Here is a 17698-nt window from a genome sequence, read left to right on the forward strand (position 1 = left end):
GGCGAGACAGTCCTACCTTTCCGCGGCCCAGAGGCTCTCATAAGCGGCCAGAAGCTTCGGTGCTTCATATTGCCATTCGAGCTCGTTGATAACCCGGTTGCGGCCGAACTCGCCCATTTCCTGGCGCCGCGCGGGATCGTCGAGCAGTTCGACGATCTTGTCAGCCATGTCTTCCGGATCATTGTGCCGAGCATAGAGAGAGGCGTCCTGTGCCGAATACCGCCCCTCGGTAAGGTCGAACTGAACGATCGGCTTGCCGAGCGCCATGTACTCCATGATCTTGTTCATGGTTGAGGCATCGTTCATCGCGTTTGCCACGTCGGGGTTCACGCACACGTCAGCCGTGTTGAGCATGTCGAGAAGGTCCTGATCGCTCACCCTGCCCGTGAAGGTTACATAGTCGGCGACGCCGAGTTCGCGTGCCATTTCCTTCATCTCTTCAAGCGACGTTCCGCCGCCCACGAGGCCGAAGTGGATGTCCGTGCGCCCCTTCGAGTAGACGAGGTGCTTCACGGTCTCGAGCAGGAGGTCGATCCCTTCCTGCTTGCCCATCACGCCGACATACCCGACGAGATATTTGCGACCCTGCTTGAGGCCCGCTTTCGGCGGCAGGATCTTGAGACGATCGAGCTTGGGTCCGGACCGCACTACGTGGACCTTGTTCGGGTCCATTCCGCCACGTTCGATAGCGATCTTGCGATAGCTCTTGTTGGTGGCGATGGACATGTCCGCCATGCGGAATGTCATGCGCTCTGCCCAGCACATGAGCTTGTAGAAGAAATCCCGGCGACCGAACTTTGCCTCGTACAATTCGGGATTGATGTCGTGGTGGTCGAAGACGAACTTCTTGCCGAAAGGCTTGAAGAATGCGGCCACCATGAAGATCAGATCCGGCGGATTGCAGGCGTGAATGACATCGAAGCCGCGCGTGAACGCGATCTTCGTCGCCAGGTACAATTCCCAGAAAAGCGCACTGCCATACTCCAGCGCATAGCCCAGCGCGCCTTCCGCTTCGTGGGGAAGCGGGTGGCGATAGACTTCGATACCGTCGATGGTCTCCCGCCTCTTGGGATAGTCCTTGGTAGCCGGACAGATGATGCTCACCTCGTAACCGGCATCGCGCAGGGTCGTGGCCTCCTGCCATACCCTTCGGTCGAAGGGTACGGGCAGGTTCTCGACGATGATCAGGACACGGCGGGTCACGTTACCAGCAGATGCCTTCATAGCCTTCGACAGCGGAAGCGCCGCCGCCGATCCGGACCAGGTCGACGATCGTCTGGTCGTCGCGGAAGGTAAGGTCGGCAAATGCAGGATCGGAATTGCCGATGATGATCGTGTCGCAATTCCCAATCACCTCTTCGGCGCTATCGCGCATCAACCGGCTGATATGCGGGATGTGGTTGAGGATGTAATCGCGATTTCCGCCCTTCAGCGCCGCGATGCTGACGTTGCGGTCGTAGAGGTCGAGCTCGTAGCCCTTGCCGAGCAGGCGTTCGATCAGTTCCACGATCGGGCTTTCCCGCAAGTCGTCGGTACCGGCCTTGAAGCTGAAGCCGAGGACGCCGACCTTCTTCTTGCCATTGCGCGTTACCAGTTCGAAACCGCGGTCGATATGGCGTTCGTTGCTGCCCATGATCGAACCGATCAGCGGAAGGTCGAGATCGAGGGAGTTCGCACGGTAGTTGAACGCCCTGACATCCTTCGGAAGGCACGATCCGCCGAAAGCGAAGCCCGGTCGCATGTAATAGCTCGACAGGTTCAGCTTCGTATCGAGGCAGAAGATGTCCATCACCTTGTGGCTGTCGATATCGAGCGACTTGCAGACGGCCCCGACTTCGTTTGCGAAGGCCACCTTGGTCGCGTGCCAGACGTTGTCGATATATTTGACCGTTTCGGCAACTTCGACCGAGGTGCGAATGAGCGGCGCGTCGAGATCGGCGTACAGTTCCGCCAGCATGGCACCGCTGCGCTCGTCCAGTTCGCCGATGACGGTCTTGGGCGGGTTGCGATAGTCGTAAACCGCCGTGCCTTCACGCAGGAATTCGGGATTGTTGCACACGCCGAAATCGACGCCGGCTTTCTTCCCCGATGCCTCTTCCAGAACGGGGACGATCAAGCCCTTCATGGTGCCGGGCAGGATCGTGGAGCGAATGACGACGACGAAGTAATCGTCCTTCTTCGCTATGGCCTGGCCGATTTCCTCGCACACGCGGCGCACGTAGGTCAGGTCGAGCGATCCGTTGCGCTGGCTCGGAGTGCCTACGCAAATGAGCGCCATGTCGGACGCCATGACTGCCTCGCCCGCGTCGGTCGTGGCGCGCAGCGTTCCTTCGCGAACAGCCGCTTCGACCATCTCGCCGATGTCTTTCTCGATGATCGGCGAGTTGCCGTCATTCACGAGATCGACCTTCTCCCGGTTCGGATCGACGCCGATAGTCTCGTGCCCGTCGGCCGCAAGACATCCTGCGGCGACCACACCGACATAACCCAATCCGAAAACACTAAGCTTCATTGATTTTCCTTGCGGCAGGGCAGGCCTGCCGTCTTCATTTGAATTGAAAAATTACGTCAGTCACCGGTCCGGCACGCCCTGCAAGGCGGCCTTCCATAAGTGAACAAGACGAGGGAGATAGGTCCTAATATCCAGCATCTCACGGTGTGTCGAGCGTGCATTCCTACCCAAAGTAGAGCGCAGTTCCTCATCCTCCACGAGACGCCGCAAGGCAGTTGCGAGGCCGTCGACGTCGCCGGGCTGGATCAGCAGGCCGTTTTCGCCATCCGTCATGATATCGGGCACAGCGCCTACAGGCGTCGCCACTACTGCTGCTTCGGCACCCATGCCCTCGATGACCGACATCGGGAGATTTTCGGCATAGGACGGCAATACGACGATGTCGGCCTTGCCGAGTAAGGCCGATCCTTCTTCCGGGCCGACCCAGCCGGGTATCGCCACCCGATCGGAAAGGGAAAGCTGGTCCACTTTCGCTTTCGTTTCCGAGATCTCGCCATTGCCCGCAATCGTAAGGCGCCAAGGAAGATCGGGGGGAAGGAGACTGGCTGCATCGACGAGATCCGGCACGCCCTTCCCCTTGCCCAGGAGCCCCAGGAACAGGATTTCTACGATGTCATCGCGCCGATCGACCTTCGGGATGGCAGCGGTCGCATTGTAGAGTATTGAAACGGGCAAGGATGGTGCGATCTCTCCGACCAATGTCCGCCAGTATTTCCCCAGGACGATGCCCATCCCGGCATCCTGGAAGAGGCTTTCGATACATCTGCGGCGAACTGCGGAACCTTCGTGATAGAATTCGGCAAAATTGCCGGAATGGAGCTGGACTACGTATGGCACACGCAAGACCAGTGCCAGACGGGAGATAAGGAACTTGCGCCAGAAGCTGGAAGATTTCGAAACGTTGAGATGGAGCAGATCGACTTTGCCCACGGTTTTCAGGGCAATCAATCTGAACGCGAAAGCCGCCAGATAGAACGGCGAAAGAAGAATCGAACCCGCGCCTCGGGTCGTCGCGAACCTGATGATGGCGCCTTCGTCTCGGGCCTGGTCAACTCGCGGGCGCAGGGAATCCATCAGGCGATCGATCCCGCCCTTGCCACCTTCACCCAAGGGCGTCGTAATCAGAACGTTTATCGGCTTCGCTGAAGCGGTGCTGCTGGACGCAGACATCATTCTGGCCTCGCGAGTTCTATTTCCGTGCGGACAGTGCCCGCACCGGCTTTGCCGGAGAAACGCGCCATATACGCAGGGACCTTCTCGTCGAAACGCCGCGAGACCCAGCCCGCTGGTGGCGACTCTTCACCGAAGTGGAGCGAAGGCAGAAGATCGGGGTGATCGCACGAAATACGGATGGCCCGCCCACCCTGCCTTGCTATGATCGCGCCGTCCTCGACGGACGCCTTACAAGCCTCGGCCAGTTGGAAACTGACAGCAAGGTGGTGCTCATCTTCGCATTCGAAGGTGTCTTCGATGCTGATGGTCCGTGTTGCCCGGTCGAGCATGATCTTGCGATGATGGCGAACGGGATCGGCGAGGCGCGTGTAACCGTCGTGACTGCCCGAAAAGACACCCGCGTCGAAGTCGAATGCGGTCAAAGCGGCATTCGCCTTGCGCATCCACATGAAGTTGCCGCCGATAACGGACTGGTCTTCTCCGTCGACGCTTACGGTGTTGTGCGCCAGCGTCGACCGGAAGTGATCACGCCATTTCTTCTCGGTATGGTAAGCGAAGGTGCCCGGATCGACGATCCATTCGATCCCGCCTTCGGAAAGGGTGAAGGCAAGCGCGTCTGCGTGGCCGTGTGCCGCAATGGAGAGATACCCCAGCGGGCCGCAATCGCAGACCATGCGGATCTCGTCTGCCTCTTCGAGCCGGTCCCCAAGGACGTAATACCCACCTTGCTTGAAGGAAGTCTTCGGAGACATCGGTTCGGTTGCAGGCAATTGCGCTCCGGGCATCAACCAGAAGGTTTTCGGGTCGAGCTGCTGTGCCTTCGACGCGAAATCACCGCGATCGAAGATGATCGCCCCGGCAGCAAGCAGCGGGGCGTAGGGATCGGCATGGTGATCGGGATCGAGCCGGGCGATGCGTGCGTCGTCGGCATCTCCGATCATCGGGACATTGCCGCCCTTGTCCATGACAGCTGCGAGGAACTCGCACATTTCCTCGAAAAGGCGCCAGTAAGCCGGCGAGAAGTCGTTCCCCTCCGCCCTTGCCAGCAGTCCGGCAACCAGCATCATGTCCATGACTTCGTGCTGGTAATAGACCGCCTGCTCACGGTTCACGCCATCTTCGCAAGTCTGCAGCAGGGCTTCTCGCTCGAAACCTTCTCGGCCTATCTTCTTCCAGCCGGCGGATTTCTCCCAGTACGGCCAGCGCGTAGCCGCCACATACAGCCCCAGATACTCGCCCAGGATGTGGTTGTTGGCCGAGGAGTGGTACGACAGATGCCGGGCAATGAAGTCCTGGTGGAGGTAGATGGTCTCAAGCCATCGTGATCGCAGTTCCTGCCCCTTTTCGGATGCGAACAGCGCCGAGGACAACCCGCCGATGAGATCCCAGGTCATCGACCAGTTCACTAGCCTGAGTGCAAGCTCAAGCGAGCTGGTCCAATTGACGCCATAAGGAAACGGGCATTCATCCAGCCAGCTGCTGATCAGCGCACCCACGGCTTCCAGGTATTTCTCGTCATTCGACAGCCGCCATGCCTGGGCGAGCGTGACCATCTCCTGGTGCCGGTTGGGTTCCCACAGATACTTGATGTCGCCAACCACCGTTTCGTGGCGATAGTTGATGCCGCGCCCGAAGCTGGTAGGGGCATCGCGGCCGGTCTTCGGGTCGCGGTTCCAGATCGGCGGGAAAGGTGCGTCGTCTTTCGCGAAAACGCGCATTTTGCCGCTCAGGAGTGCGTCTGCCGCTTCCAGATAGATCGAGGCTTTGATCCGTTCGTCGAGCGTTGCCAGCAATGATTGGCCCGATTGCGACAGCGAAGGCTGCGGCACTGCGGGATCGAGGCGAAAACGCGAATCCAGCCGGTCCTGCACATTTTCATGTACCCGGTGCGCGATTTCCGCGGGCGACATCAATGCCAGTCGCCGCAATTTCCAAACTAAGTCAGCCATTTGGCCTTTCGAGCCATACCTTGAAGCGGGGGGAAAGAAGGAGCGTCGGATTGCCGAGCCTTGTATACAAACTGCATAAGAAAAAAACCGGAAAACCGAAAGGCTCGTGACACGATTTCAATGAAATCATCGGGTGAAATCGTATTTTTCGACCCCTTGCCCAAGGGAAGCGGGATCGGGAAATCGAATGCGTCAATCAACTCGTCGCGCAAGCTATGGGCTTTCGGCGCGACTTTCCCTATTGGGCTGATCAATCACCTTCGGAATCGCGCCCCGCGGCAATTTCTGCACGGGATCAGACACGAGATCGTCGTTTAACCCCTATCACAAGATAGCCAAGCGGTTGAAACGAAACTAGATATACAAAGAATGAATAAATTTAGTCACGATATCACGGAAAGGCGCACCCCCTTCGCCCACTCGATGGAGCGGCGGCGGCTGTTTTATCGTTTATGCCTGATATTGGCCGACATCGGCCTGATTTTCGCGATGTTCGCGCTCACCGGCCAGTTGTATTTCGGTGAATTCCAGTCCGAGACGACGACTGCGAACGCCTTGGCGTTTTCATGCCTTTTCATCGTTATCGGCCAGTATTCGGGACTTTATTCGACCCGCTCTATGACGCAGGACTGGCAGGCAATTTCGAAGCTCGCGACTACGCAGATCATCTCTGCGCTGCTCCTTACCGCAGCAATCTTCTTCACCAAATCGGCCGAAGATTTCTCGCGTGTCAGCTTCGGTCTCGGGATGCTGCTCGTATTCCCGCCGCTGGCACTCGTCAGGGTGCTGTTTGCCCGCTGGCTGCGTTCGTCCGGGCGCAAGGACCTGGAAAGCATTCTCATCATCGATGATGGCGGGCCCCCTATCGCGCTTGAAGGTGCCCGCTGGATCAGCGCCGCCGAAATGAACATCGATCTCGAAAATCCCGGCCCGCTCACCCTCGATCATATCGGCGCGCTGCTTCGCAATACGGACCGTGTGATCGTGAGTTGCCCGGTGCATCACCGTCAGCTTTGGGCGCCTGTCCTGCGCGCTGCCGGCGTAAACGGAGAGGTCGTCTCGCACGGCCTCCAGGAGCTCGGCGTATCCCGGATCCGCATCGAAGAGGCCTTCATCTCGCTGGAGGTTTCTAAGGGCCCCCTCACTCTCCCCCAAAGAGCGGTCAAACGCGCGATGGATCTGGTGATTGCAGGCATTGCCCTCATCCTGCTCAGCCCGCTTTTCCTTGTCGTCGCCATTGCTATCAAGCTCGACGATGGCGGCCCGCTCCTGTTCAAGCAGGATCGTGTCGGCAGGGGGAACAGGTTCTTCCCGATCATCAAGTTCCGCACGATGAAGATCGAGGAATCCGATCTCGACGGCACCGTGTCCGCCTCGCGCCAAGATAACCGTATTACCCGCGTAGGTGCGATCCTGCGCAAGACGAGCATCGACGAATTGCCGCAGCTCCTCAACGTCCTCGGCGGGTCGATGAGCCTTGTCGGCCCGCGCCCGCACGCCACTGGATCGACCGCCGGCGAGAAGCTCTTCTGGGAAATCGATCGCAGCTACTGGCTTCGCCACGCTCTCAAGCCCGGGATGACCGGCCTCGCGCAAGTCCGCGGCTACAGGGGCGCGACCGAAAAGGAAGAGGATCTCCTCAACCGGCTCTTCAGCGACCTGGAATATGTGTCGAACTGGAATCCGCTCCTGGACCTGCAAATCCTTGCGCGGACAGCATTCGTGATGATCCATCGCAACGCGTTCTGACGCGGCAAAACGGGCGACCACCTTGCCCTTGCCCGTTCCTCTGCTAAAGCGCGCGCAACTCTATTCGAACTGACAGGAAACCCATGGCCAAGATCAAGGTAGCCAACCCGGTCGTCGAACTCGACGGCGACGAAATGACGAAGATCATCTGGAAGTGGATCCGCGAACGGCTGATCCTTCCCTATCTCGACGTCGACCTGAAATATTACGACCTCTCGATCGAGAAGCGCGACGAGACCGACGACCAGATCACCGTCGACGCTGCCAATGCGATCAAGGAACACGGTGTCGGCGTCAAGTGCGCTACCATCACCCCCGACGAAGCACGCGTCGAGGAATTCGATCTCAAGAAGATGTGGCGCTCGCCCAACGGCACGATCCGCAACATCCTCGGCGGCGTGGTCTTCCGCGAGCCGATCGTCATCGACAATGTTCCGCGCCTCGTCCCCGGCTGGACCGACCCCATTGTGGTCGGCCGTCACGCATTCGGTGACCAGTATCGCGCCACCGACACGCTGATCCCGGGCGCCGGCAAGCTGCGCCTCGTCTTCGAAGGCGAGAATGGCGAGAACATCGATCTCGACGTGTTCGAATTCCAGAGCCCCGGCGTCGCCATGGCGATGTACAACCTCGACGACAGCATCCGCGACTTCGCGCGCGCCAGCTTCGCTTACGGCCTCGACCGCAAGTGGCCGGTGTACCTGTCGACCAAGAACACCATCCTCAAGAAGTACGATGGCCGCTTCAAGGACCTGTTCCAGGAAGTGTTCGACGCGGAATACAAGGCCGACTTCGAAAAGCACGGCCTCACTTACGAACACCGCCTGATCGACGACATGGTCGCTGCCGCCCTCAAGTGGAACGGCAAGTTCGTCTGGGCCTGCAAGAACTACGACGGCGACGTGCAGTCGGACATCGTTGCACAGGGCTTCGGCTCGCTCGGCCTGATGACCTCGGTCCTGATGACGCCCGACGGCAAGACCGTCGAAGCGGAAGCAGCCCACGGCACCGTCACCCGCCACTATCGCCAGCACCAGCAGGGCAAGGCGACTTCGACCAATCCGATCGCCAGCATCTTCGCCTGGACGCGCGGCCTCATGTATCGCGGCAAGTTCGACAACACGCCCGACGTCGTGAAGTTCGCCGAAACGCTCGAACAGGTCTGCATCAAGACCGTCGAGAGCGGCAAGATGACCAAGGACCTCGCGCTGCTCATCGGCCCGGAACAGAGCTGGATGACGACCGAACAGTTCTTCGAAGCCATCGTCGAAGGCCTCGAAGCAGAAATGGCGAACTGGGGCTGAAACTTCAGCGCATCCGGGTCGTTACCCGGATAAGCCAGATCATCGGGGTCGGCGTCATGCCGGCCCCGTTTTCGTTTGGGGTCGATTGAAATAGACGGGGTAGGAATGGCCAAGCAGCCGGCAAAAAAGCGCACCACTCGCCGCAAGGGCAGCGAAAGATTCGGGCAGAAGCGGCTCGACGTCCGCAATGCGATGATCAAGGATATTCCCGGCATCGCGAACCTCGTGCGCCGGGTCTACGAGGACATGCCCGCCTATACGCACGGCGAAATCCGCGGCCAGATCAACAACTTCAAGGAAGGCTGCTTCGTCGCCCTGCTCGATGACGAGGTGGTGGGCTATTGCGCCACCATGCAGGTTGCAGAGGCCCTCGCCTTCCAGGACCATGACTGGGACGAGATTACGGGTAACGGTTACGGCAGCCGCCACGATCCGACCGGCGACTGGCTCTACGGTTACGAGATGTGCGTGGACCCCAAGGTCCGCGGTGTGCGCATCGGACGCCGCCTCTACGAAGAACGCCGCGCTCTCGCCGAAGAGAACGACCTGACCGGTATCGTCTTTGCTGGCCGCATGCCGAACTACCGCCGCCTGCGCCGCAAGGTCGAAGGGCCAAAGGATTACCTCGAGAAAGTCGTCGAAGGAAAGCTGCACGACCCAGTGCTGCGCTTCCAGCTCGCCAACGGCTTCGAGCCGGAACGGATCATCGAGGGCTATTTGCCAGAAGACAAGGCCAGCATGGCGAACGCCGTGATGATGGTCTGGCGCAATCCCTACGTTGAGCGCGATCAGCCGGTCAAAAAGCGCATCCCTCGCGGGGTGGAAGCCGTGCGCGTCGCCACCTGCCAGCTGCAGGCGCGTCAGGTAGCGGACTATGACGAGTTCATGCGCCACGTCACATATTTCGTAGACGTTGCAAGCGATTACGAGGCAGACTTCATCGTATTTCCGGAACTCTTCACGCTAATGCTGCTGAGTTTCGAAGAGAAGGAACTCTCGCCCGTCGAGGCAATCGAGCGCCTATCCGAATACACCCCTCGCCTGCGCGATGATATTTCCGAAATGGCGATGCGCTACAACATCAACATCATCGCCGGCAGCCATCCCACGCGGATGGACGACGGGGACATTCACAATGTCGCCTATGTCTGCCTGCGCGACGGCTCGGTCCATGCGCAGGAGAAGATCCACCCCACGCCCAACGAGCGGTATTGGTGGAACATCAAGGGCGGCGACAAGGTCGAGGTGATCCAGACCGACTGCGGCCCGATCGGCGTGCAGATCTGCTACGACAGCGAATTCCCCGAACTCAGCCGCCGCCTCGCCGATGAAGGCGCACGCATCATCTTCGTGCCTTTCTGCACCGACAGCCGCCAGGGATACCTGCGCGTGCGCTATTGCGGACAGGCGCGGGCGATCGAAAACCAGTGCTTCGTCGTCCTCTCGGGCAATGTCGGGAACTTGCCGAACGTCGGCAATATGGACATCCAGTATGCCCAAAGCTGCATCCTGACGCCCTGCGACTTTCCCTTCGCGCGCGACGGTATCGCCGCCGAATCCACAGAGAATGTCGAAACGCTCACCATCAGCGATGTGAACCTGGCCGACCTGCAATGGGCCCGCGCCGAAGGTACCGTGCGCAATCTCGCCGACCGGCGTTTCGATCTCTACCGCATCGAGTGGGACGAGGATGGGAAGCACCCCGGCAAGCCGCGACCGCGCCGCGAACCGCTTGGTCCGACCGGTCCCGGAGGCGGCTGAGACTTAGAAGCGGGCGTTGAAACTCGCCGCCGCCCCGACCTCGGCCGGGCTATCGGCGATATGATCCGGCTCGTGTCGGTAGAACAGTGATGCGCCGCCCCATCCGAAGGATACCGGTCCAGCCCACCTCAATTCTCCGACCATTTCCCGTCCGGTCGGCGTGAGCGACAGGCGCCGGTTCGAAAAACTCGCAGTTTCCGTCAGATAGTCGTAGCTCGTCGGGACCCGGAGATTGAGGCCGCCCCGCTCTACGCGCAGCGGCTGGGAGAGGCGGAACGCCACGCTGTCCGCGCGGCCAAGGACACCTTGCCTCTGGAGGTCGACTGACCATCCCGATGTCGTCAATCCGTTGGAATTCGCGACGAGGCCTGCTTCGTCGGCAAACGACCAGCCGCTTTGCCATGCGCCTGCCAGCCTCCAGTGATTGGCAAAAGATCGAGCAAACCAGGCGGTCATGCTCAGGCTCTGCGAACCGGAGCCGCCGAGGGCGCCCCCGAACCAGCCGCCGAGCAGCGTCCTGTCTTCCCGCATCCAGTCGAAAGATATCGAACTGTCGATCGGCAGCCCCTGGGCGGAGAATTCGATACCGGACCGGGTGAAGCCGAGGCGGTCGAAGAGTTGCGGCTGACGATCGAGGAGGAATGTGTCGCCTACAAAGCCGACGCGTCCCCGCTCGAAAGTCGCCACAGCACGGACGCCGGGGGCAAGGTCGTATCCCGCGGCAAAGGCGCGTTGGTCCCTGCTCTGGAAGGGCGAGGCGCTGGCGCCGGATCCGGCAATCAGAAATGCCGGCTCGGCCGCCCCTGCCAATTGCGCAGAAAGGCCGTGAGCCCCTTCGTTCACGGAGAATGCGAAGTCGAGCTTTGGGGAAAGACGCGCGATCACCCTGCCGGCCAGCAGTCTCGCGGTGTCGGTCTCCCTGTTGGAGAGAAGCAGTTCCTGCGGTTCTTCAACGCCGCCACGCGCCGCGAACCTGTCGGTCACACTGAAGGCCATGGACAGCGGCCCTTGCTGGGCCGAATGGCGCCGCGAACCGGGTGCGAGCGCTGCTCTGAGCTTGTCGTTGTCGGGCCTTGCGTCCTTCATCCCGACACCGAGATCGACCGCGAAAGCGCGGTCGTACTTGTCCGTGGCGACAACGGCCAAAGTGCCTTGCGAAGTAAGCGCATCGCCCATTGCCGGGGACCCGATTGCGGTCGGCTGGCTGCCCGCCAAGGGAGCGGACGTGCCGGGGATCGACATCGCTCCGGCGGGTCGGAAGGCTTGGGCGACGTCGAGAATACCGCGGCCGAAAATCGCATCCGTTCCGGCTGCACCGCCATCCCTTGCGCTTTCGAGGAGTAGCGAGACGATTTCCGCGCCAGTGAGGTTCGGAAAAGCCTGCCGAATAAGGGCCACAGCGCCCGCAACCTGGGGAGCGGCAAAGCTGGTGCCGGAGAACAGGATCACGAACTGCCCCTGCGGGGTCTCTTCGACGTAAATCTCGCCATTCTCGTAGACGCAGCAGATGCGTTCGCCGCGGGCGGCGAGATAGAATTGCGAATCGTCACCTGCCGGATTGGCGAAGTCGGAGAACTGGCCGTTCGCGTCGACCGAACCCACGATAATCACATTGTCGCCGCCTGCGGCCCTGATGTCGCTCGCGAAGGGGGTCGGCTGGAACTGGTCGAAATCGGGATCGCTGCCGTCGCCGTAATTGCCCGAGGATACGACAATTACCACGCCCGCCGCCGATGCGCGTCTGACCGCATCGAGCACGGCCCTTCCCGGTGACTGTCCTCCGAGGCTCAGATTGACGACGGTCGCCCCCGCATCGACCGCCACGTCGATGCCACGGGCGATGTCCCGGTCGAAGAAACTGCATCCCAGCGACGGATCGTCGGGCGTATCGGTGGCGCAACTGCCCGGAGCATCAGCCCGAAGGGCCAGGATCTCTGCGTCGAAAGCCATGCCGAGTATACCGCTGTCGTTACGCGCGGCCGCCGCGACGAGGCTGACGTTCGTGCCGTGGTCGTCCTCGCCCTCGACCGAACGGTTGCCCGCAACATCCTGCGACTGGGGATGGATGCGATTGGCGAACTCGGGACTGTCGAGATCGATACCGGAATCGATAACCGCGATGATCGAACCGGAACCCGTCGCGCCGTTTTCCCACGCGGTGATGGCACCGTGGAATTCAGGGCCGTCGGATTCCCTGAATTCGCTCGTTTGAAAGCTGGAAGGTGTCGGCGTCGGGCTCGGGGTCGGCGATGGGCTGGGGGTCGGCGACGGGCTCGGCGTGGGCGAAGGGGCCGGTCGCGGCGTCGATATCGGGCGATCGCTACTCCCCCCACCTCCGCAGGCATAGACAAGCGGCACCAGGCTCAAAGCGGCGCAAGCGCGAAGCAGGTTCGAACGGATGGACTGGTTTTTCAAAGCGCGACCTTTCCTCACCCGTTTATCTATCCTGGGTTAGCGATTCCTGAACCATTGAATCCATCCGTGCATTCAGCGTCCAAAGCCGGATGACAAGGTGTCTCGAAGACCATAAGGAATTCCCATGGCATCTGGCGACCTCGCATCCCCCGCAATTTCCGACGCGCTCGTCATTCTTGGTGCGGCGGGTCTGGTCATCCCGGTCTTTACGCGGTTCCGTATCACACCGGTCATCGGGTTCATCCTGATCGGCATCCTCGTGGGCCCCTATGGCCTCGGGCAGCTGGTCTACGAGAGACCGCTGCTGGAACATATAACCATATCCGATCCCGAGGCGCTCGAACCGTTTGCGGAATTCGGGATCATCCTGCTCCTCTTCGCAATCGGCCTCGAATTGTCGTTCAACCGCCTGTGGCAGCTACGCAGGCTGGTGTTCGGACTGGGCGCCATGGAACTGATGATCGGCGGCCTGTGCCTGGCCGCAGTGCTTGCCATGATGGGTCAGTACTGGACCGGCGCATTGGCGCTGGGCTTTGCCCTCGCCTTTTCCTCGACAGCCATCGTCCTGCCGATTTCGGGCAGCACCAGCCCGGTCGGACGTGCAGCGTTATCCATGCTGCTGTTCGAAGACATCATGATCGTCCCGATCATCTTCATCCTTGGCGCAATGGCACCTAATGCCCAGGCCGAGGGCTGGAGTGGCCTACTCGACACGCTGTGGCAGGGCGCACTGGTCATCGCGGTCATGATGATCGCGGGCAGGATCGCCCTTCCCCGCCTGTTCGCACAGGCCGCGCGCACCAAGAGCCCGGAATTGTTCCTCGCCGCCGCCCTGCTCGTCGTCATCGGCGCCAGCCTTGCAACGGCCGCCGTCGGCCTGTCGCCGATCGTCGGCGCGCTGATCGCCGGCCTGCTGATCGCCGAAACCGAATATCACGGCGAAGTCGAAAGCATCATGGAACCGTTCAAGGGCCTTGCCCTCGGTATCTTCCTGATCACGGTAGGCATGAGCATCGACTTGCGCACGATCTGGGACAATCTCGGCACCATCGCCGTCGCAGTCCTTGGTGTGCTGGTCTTCAAGGCCTTGCTCACCGGAACGCTTCTGCGCCTCATGGGAGCGCGCAGGAGTACCGCAGCCGAAACGGGCATCTTGATGGCCAGCCCGTCCGAGACGACCCTTATCGTCCTCGCCGCTGCCAGCAGCGCGATGCTGATTCAGCCTGGCACGGCCCAGTTCTGGCAGATCGTTACTGCCATCGGCCTCACCTTCACCCCGCTGCTGGCTCGCCTGGGGCGGGTTGTCGGCCGCCGCGTCGAGCCTGCTCCCGAACTTCCGGAAGAGGACGAAGGCGAACCGCGCGTCATCATCATCGGTGCGGGCCGCGTCGGCCGGTTGATCGCGCAAATGCTCGACGAACACGACAAACCCTATATCGCGATCGATTCCGACGCGGACATGATCGAAAGCGCCAAGCGCAAGGGCTATCGCGCGGTATTCGGCGATGCCGCTCGGGGCGATGCGCTGCAACACCTCGGCATCGAGGATGCGCTGGCGGTTGTGCTCACCATGGACGAGCCGATCCTGGCACAGCGGCTGGTCGCCAAATTGCGCGGCAGCTATCCCGATCTCCTGATCGTGGCGCGCGCACGGGACATTGCGCATGCATCCGCGCTCTATCGCGCCGGAGCGAGCCACGCCGTCCCCGAAACGCTGGAGGCCACCCTCCAATTGTCCGAAGCGGTACTGGTGGATATCGGCGTCGCCATGGGGCCGGTCATCGCCTCCATTCACGAGAAGCGTGACGAGTTTCGCGCCCGCATTGAGGAAGAAGGCGCGCTCACCTACAAGCCGAAGCTACGCTCAGGCACGGTAGACGGCTGATTTTATGTGAACTCTTGCGTTTCCGATGCGTTGGTTAAGCAAAGGAGACACAAATGAGCGACATAGATCCGACCAAGCCGATCCCGAACGACGAAAAGTTCAAGCCGCAGAACGTGGCCGATCCGTTGAAGGACCAGGCCCCCGATCAGTTGCGCGGTAAGCCCGGTGACACCGAGGGCTATGATATCGAGCAAGGCTCCAGCGGCGTGACGAAGAAAACGCCCAGCGCCTGATCTACGGCAAGATTTGAAAGCGCCTGACGGACTCCGGTTCGTCAGGCGTTTTCGCGTTCGAGCACGGTGCGCACGGCGGCAAGCGCTTCGTCAGCCTTGGCCCCGTCGGGACCGCCACCCTGCGCCATGTCGGGACGGCCGCCGCCGCCCTTGCCGCCAAGCGCTTCGACACCGGCGCGGACGAGGTCGACCGCACTCACGCGGTCGGTGAGGTCGTCCGTCACGGCAACGGCAAAGGCGCCTTTTCCGTCATTGACGGCGCAGATCGCGGCAACACCCGATCCCATGCGCTTTTTCGCCTCGTCGAGAAGCGGGCGCAGTTCCTTGGGGTTGAGGCCCTCGATCACCTGGCCGGAGAACGTGATACCACCGATGTCTTCGTCGGCAGTTGCAGCATCTCCCGAACCACCACCACCGAGCGCGAGCGCGCGCTTGGCTTCGGCGAGTTCCTTTTCGAGGCGCTTGCGCTCTTCCACCAGCGCCGACACACGCGCAGCCGCTTCGTCTGGGGAGGTCTTCAGCGCACCTGCAATTGCCCGCACGGCTTCGTCGCGCGACAGCAGCCACTGGCGTGCCGCTTCGCCCGTGAGCGCTTCGATACGGCGCACGCCGGAGCTGACCGCGCTCTCGCTGACGATCTTGAATAGGCCGATATCGCCCGTCGCTTCGACATGGGTGCCGCCGCACAGCTCGACCGAGTAATTTTTGCCCTCGTCGCCCTTGCGGCCCATCGACAGGACACGGACTTCGTCGCCGTATTTCTCGCCGAACAACGCCAGCGCGCCCGCAGCCACTGCATCGTCGGGCGTCATCAAGCGCGTGCCGACGGTTTCGTTGGCGCGAATTTCCTCGTTCACCTCTGCTTCGATCGCCGCGATATCCTCGTCCGAAAGCGGCTTGGGATGCGAGAAGTCGAAGCGGAAGCGATCGTCTGAAACCAGCGAGCCCTTCTGGGTCACGTGGCCGCCAAGGCGATTGCGCAGCGCTGCGTGCACAAGGTGCGTCGCCGAGTGGTTCGCGCGAATGCGATCACGGCGTCCGGCATCGATTTCGAGATGCACCGCATCGCCGACCTTGATCGTTCCCTTGGCGACCTTGGCCACGTGCGTATGCAAACGCCCAAGCGGCTTGTTCGTCGTGGAAACGGCGATCTCCAGCCCCTCGGGCGTCCAGATACGTCCGGCATCGCCGGTCTGGCCGCCGCTTTCACCGTAGAACGGCGTCTGGTTGGTCAGCACGATCACGTCGTCGCCTTCGGACGCGCTATCGATTTCCTTGCCGTCCTTTACCAGAGCGACGACTTCGGCCTCGCCCGTGTCGGAGCTGTAACCGGTAAACTCGGTCGACCCTTCGCGTTCCGCAATGTCGAACCAGACTTCCTCGCTGGCTGCCTCGCCCGAGCCTTTCCACGCTGCGCGCGCGGCAGCCTTCTGCTGCGCCATGGCGGCATCGAAGCCGTCCTTGTCCACGCCGATACCGCGATTGCGTAGCGCGTCTTCGGTAAGGTCGTAGGGAAAACCATAAGTGTCATAGAGCTTGAACGCGGTCTCGCCGTCCAGCGTGCCGCCCTCGCCCATGTCGCCGGTGGCTTCGTCGAGGAGCTTAAGACCCTTGTCGAGCGTGCGGCGGAACTGGGTTTCCTCGCGCTCCAGCACTTCCTGGATCAGCGGCTGGCCGCGCACCAGCTCCGGATAGGCAGCGCCCATTTCGCTGACCAGTTCGGGCACGAGGCGATGCATCAGCGGTTCGCTTGCACCCAGCAGGTGCGCGTGACGCATGGCGCGGCGCATGATGCGGCGAAGGACGTAGCCGCGGCCTTCGTTACTCGGCAGCACACCGTCGGCGAGCAGGAAGCTGGTCGAGCGTAAATGGTCGGCGATGACGCGGTGGCTGGCGGTCTGGTCGCCTTCGGCCTTAACGCCGGTCAGCGCTTCGCTGGCGCCGATCAGGGCTTTGAAGGTGTCGGTGTCGTAATTGTCGTGCACGCCCTGCATGACCGCTGCGACACGTTCGATGCCCATGCCGGTGTCGATGCTGGGCTTGGGCAGGTCGCCGACGATCTCGTCCGCTTCCTGCGTGAACTGCATGAAGACGAGGTTCCAGATTTCGACGAAGCGGTCTCCGTCTTCCTCCGGGCTACCCGGAGGGCCGCCCCAGATGTGATCGCCGTGGTCGTAAAAGATTTCCGAACACGGGCCACACGGACCGTCCGAGCCCATCGCCCAGAAATTGTCCTTGGTCGGGATGCGGATGATCTTGTCATCGGCAAAACCGGTGCGCTTCTTCCACAGGTCGAAAGCTTCGTCGTCCGTGTGGTAGACGGTGACCAGCAGCTTTTCGGGATCAAGGCCCCACTCCTTGGTCAGCAGCGTCCACGCATGGTCGATCGCCTGTTCCTTGAAATAGTCGCCAAAGCTGAAATTGCCGAGCATTTCGAAAAACGTATGGTGGCGCGCCGTGTAGCCCACATTGTCGAGATCGTTGTGTTTGCCGCCTGCGCGAACACACTTCTGTGAACTTGTCGCGCGCGGCGCCGGCGGCGTTTCAAGGCCTGTGAAAGCGTTTTTGAACGGCACCATGCCCGCATTGACGAACATCAGCGTGGGATCGCTGAAAGGCACCAGGGGTGCGCTCGGTACTTCCTCGTGCCCGTTGGAGGCGAAGTAATCGAGGAAGGAGCGGCGGATTTCGTTGGTCGACGTCATGGCTTGCGCAAG

12 protein-coding genes are annotated in these 17698 nt (G+C 61.2%); 6 read left to right on the forward strand and 6 right to left on the reverse strand.

Annotated elements, in window-relative coordinates; all coding sequences use genetic code 11:
- Nucleotides 1–12 precede the first annotated feature (12 nt).
- The 3 genes from LCM24_RS00745 to LCM24_RS00755 are packed head-to-tail and all read right to left on the reverse strand — an operon-like array spanning nt 13 to nt 3442.
- A complete protein-coding gene (locus LCM24_RS00745; RefSeq protein WP_224802345.1) occupies nt 13–1224 on the reverse strand; it encodes a glycosyltransferase family 4 protein in 1212 nt (403 codons plus the stop codon).
- On the reverse strand, nt 1205–2512 hold the full coding sequence (locus LCM24_RS00750) for a nucleotide sugar dehydrogenase (protein ID WP_224802346.1): 1308 nt from the start codon (nt 2510–2512) through the stop codon (nt 1205–1207). The genes LCM24_RS00745 and LCM24_RS00750 overlap by 20 nt, the downstream gene beginning before the upstream one ends.
- Nucleotides 2513–2572: 60 nt before the next feature.
- Nucleotides 2573–3442 carry a glycosyltransferase family 4 protein gene (locus LCM24_RS00755; RefSeq protein ID WP_224802347.1) on the reverse strand — a complete coding sequence of 290 codons (870 nt, stop codon included), beginning with the start codon at nt 3440–3442 and terminating at the stop codon, nt 2573–2575.
- On the opposite strand from LCM24_RS00755, the gene LCM24_RS00760 reads away from it, so the two are divergent.
- Entirely contained in the window at nt 3419–3658 is a 240-nt protein-coding gene (locus tag LCM24_RS00760; protein ID WP_224802348.1) for a hypothetical protein, read from the forward strand. The two genes, LCM24_RS00755 and LCM24_RS00760, sit on opposite strands and share 24 nt — an antisense overlap.
- A 23-nt stretch (nt 3659–3681) precedes the next feature.
- Here the strand turns inward: LCM24_RS00760 and LCM24_RS00765 are convergent, their stop codons facing one another.
- A complete protein-coding gene (locus LCM24_RS00765) occupies nt 3682–5634 on the reverse strand; it encodes a heparinase II/III family protein (RefSeq protein ID WP_224802349.1) in 1953 nt (650 codons plus the stop codon).
- Nucleotides 5635–6003: 369 nt separating this feature from the next.
- On the opposite strand from LCM24_RS00765, the gene LCM24_RS00770 reads away from it, so the two are divergent.
- The 3 genes from LCM24_RS00770 (at nt 6004) to LCM24_RS00780 (ending at nt 10448) form a co-directional block, all read left to right on the forward strand.
- The gene (locus tag LCM24_RS00770; RefSeq protein WP_224802350.1) at nt 6004–7383 is read left to right on the forward strand and encodes an exopolysaccharide biosynthesis polyprenyl glycosylphosphotransferase; all 1380 of its coding nucleotides are present in this window, start codon (nt 6004–6006) and stop codon (nt 7381–7383) included.
- 83 nt (nt 7384–7466) lie between these two features.
- Nucleotides 7467–8687 (forward strand): NADP-dependent isocitrate dehydrogenase, encoded by a 1221-nt coding sequence (locus tag LCM24_RS00775; protein ID WP_224802351.1) that lies wholly within the window; start codon nt 7467–7469, stop codon nt 8685–8687.
- Nucleotides 8688–8792: 105 nt separating this feature from the next.
- Entirely contained in the window at nt 8793–10448 is a 1656-nt protein-coding gene (locus LCM24_RS00780; RefSeq protein ID WP_224802352.1) for a bifunctional GNAT family N-acetyltransferase/carbon-nitrogen hydrolase family protein, read from the forward strand.
- Between the two features lie 3 nt (nt 10449–10451).
- On the opposite strand, the gene LCM24_RS00785 is transcribed toward LCM24_RS00780, so the two are convergent.
- Nucleotides 10452–12863 (reverse strand): S8 family peptidase, encoded by a 2412-nt coding sequence (locus tag LCM24_RS00785; protein ID WP_224802353.1) that lies wholly within the window; start codon nt 12861–12863, stop codon nt 10452–10454.
- A gap of 124 nt (nt 12864–12987) precedes the next feature.
- Between LCM24_RS00785 and LCM24_RS00790 the strand changes: the two genes are divergently transcribed.
- Nucleotides 12988–14748, forward strand: coding sequence for a cation:proton antiporter (locus tag LCM24_RS00790; protein WP_224802354.1), 1761 nt, complete (start codon nt 12988–12990; stop codon nt 14746–14748).
- Nucleotides 14749–14801: 53 nt separating this feature from the next.
- The gene (locus LCM24_RS00795) at nt 14802–14981 is read left to right on the forward strand and encodes a hypothetical protein (RefSeq protein ID WP_090478612.1); all 180 of its coding nucleotides are present in this window, start codon (nt 14802–14804) and stop codon (nt 14979–14981) included.
- 41 nt (nt 14982–15022) lie between these two features.
- Here LCM24_RS00795 and alaS read toward each other — a convergent pair whose 3' ends face one another.
- Complete coding sequence (gene alaS, locus LCM24_RS00800; RefSeq protein WP_224802355.1) at nt 15023–17686, reverse strand: alanine--tRNA ligase; 2664 nt, start codon at nt 17684–17686, stop codon at nt 15023–15025.
- Between the last annotated feature and the right edge of the window lie 12 nt (nt 17687–17698).

Origin of the sequence: Qipengyuania aquimaris (assembly GCF_020171965.1) — a bacterium.
GTDB classification, from domain to species: domain Bacteria; phylum Pseudomonadota; class Alphaproteobacteria; order Sphingomonadales; family Sphingomonadaceae; genus Qipengyuania; species Qipengyuania aquimaris_A.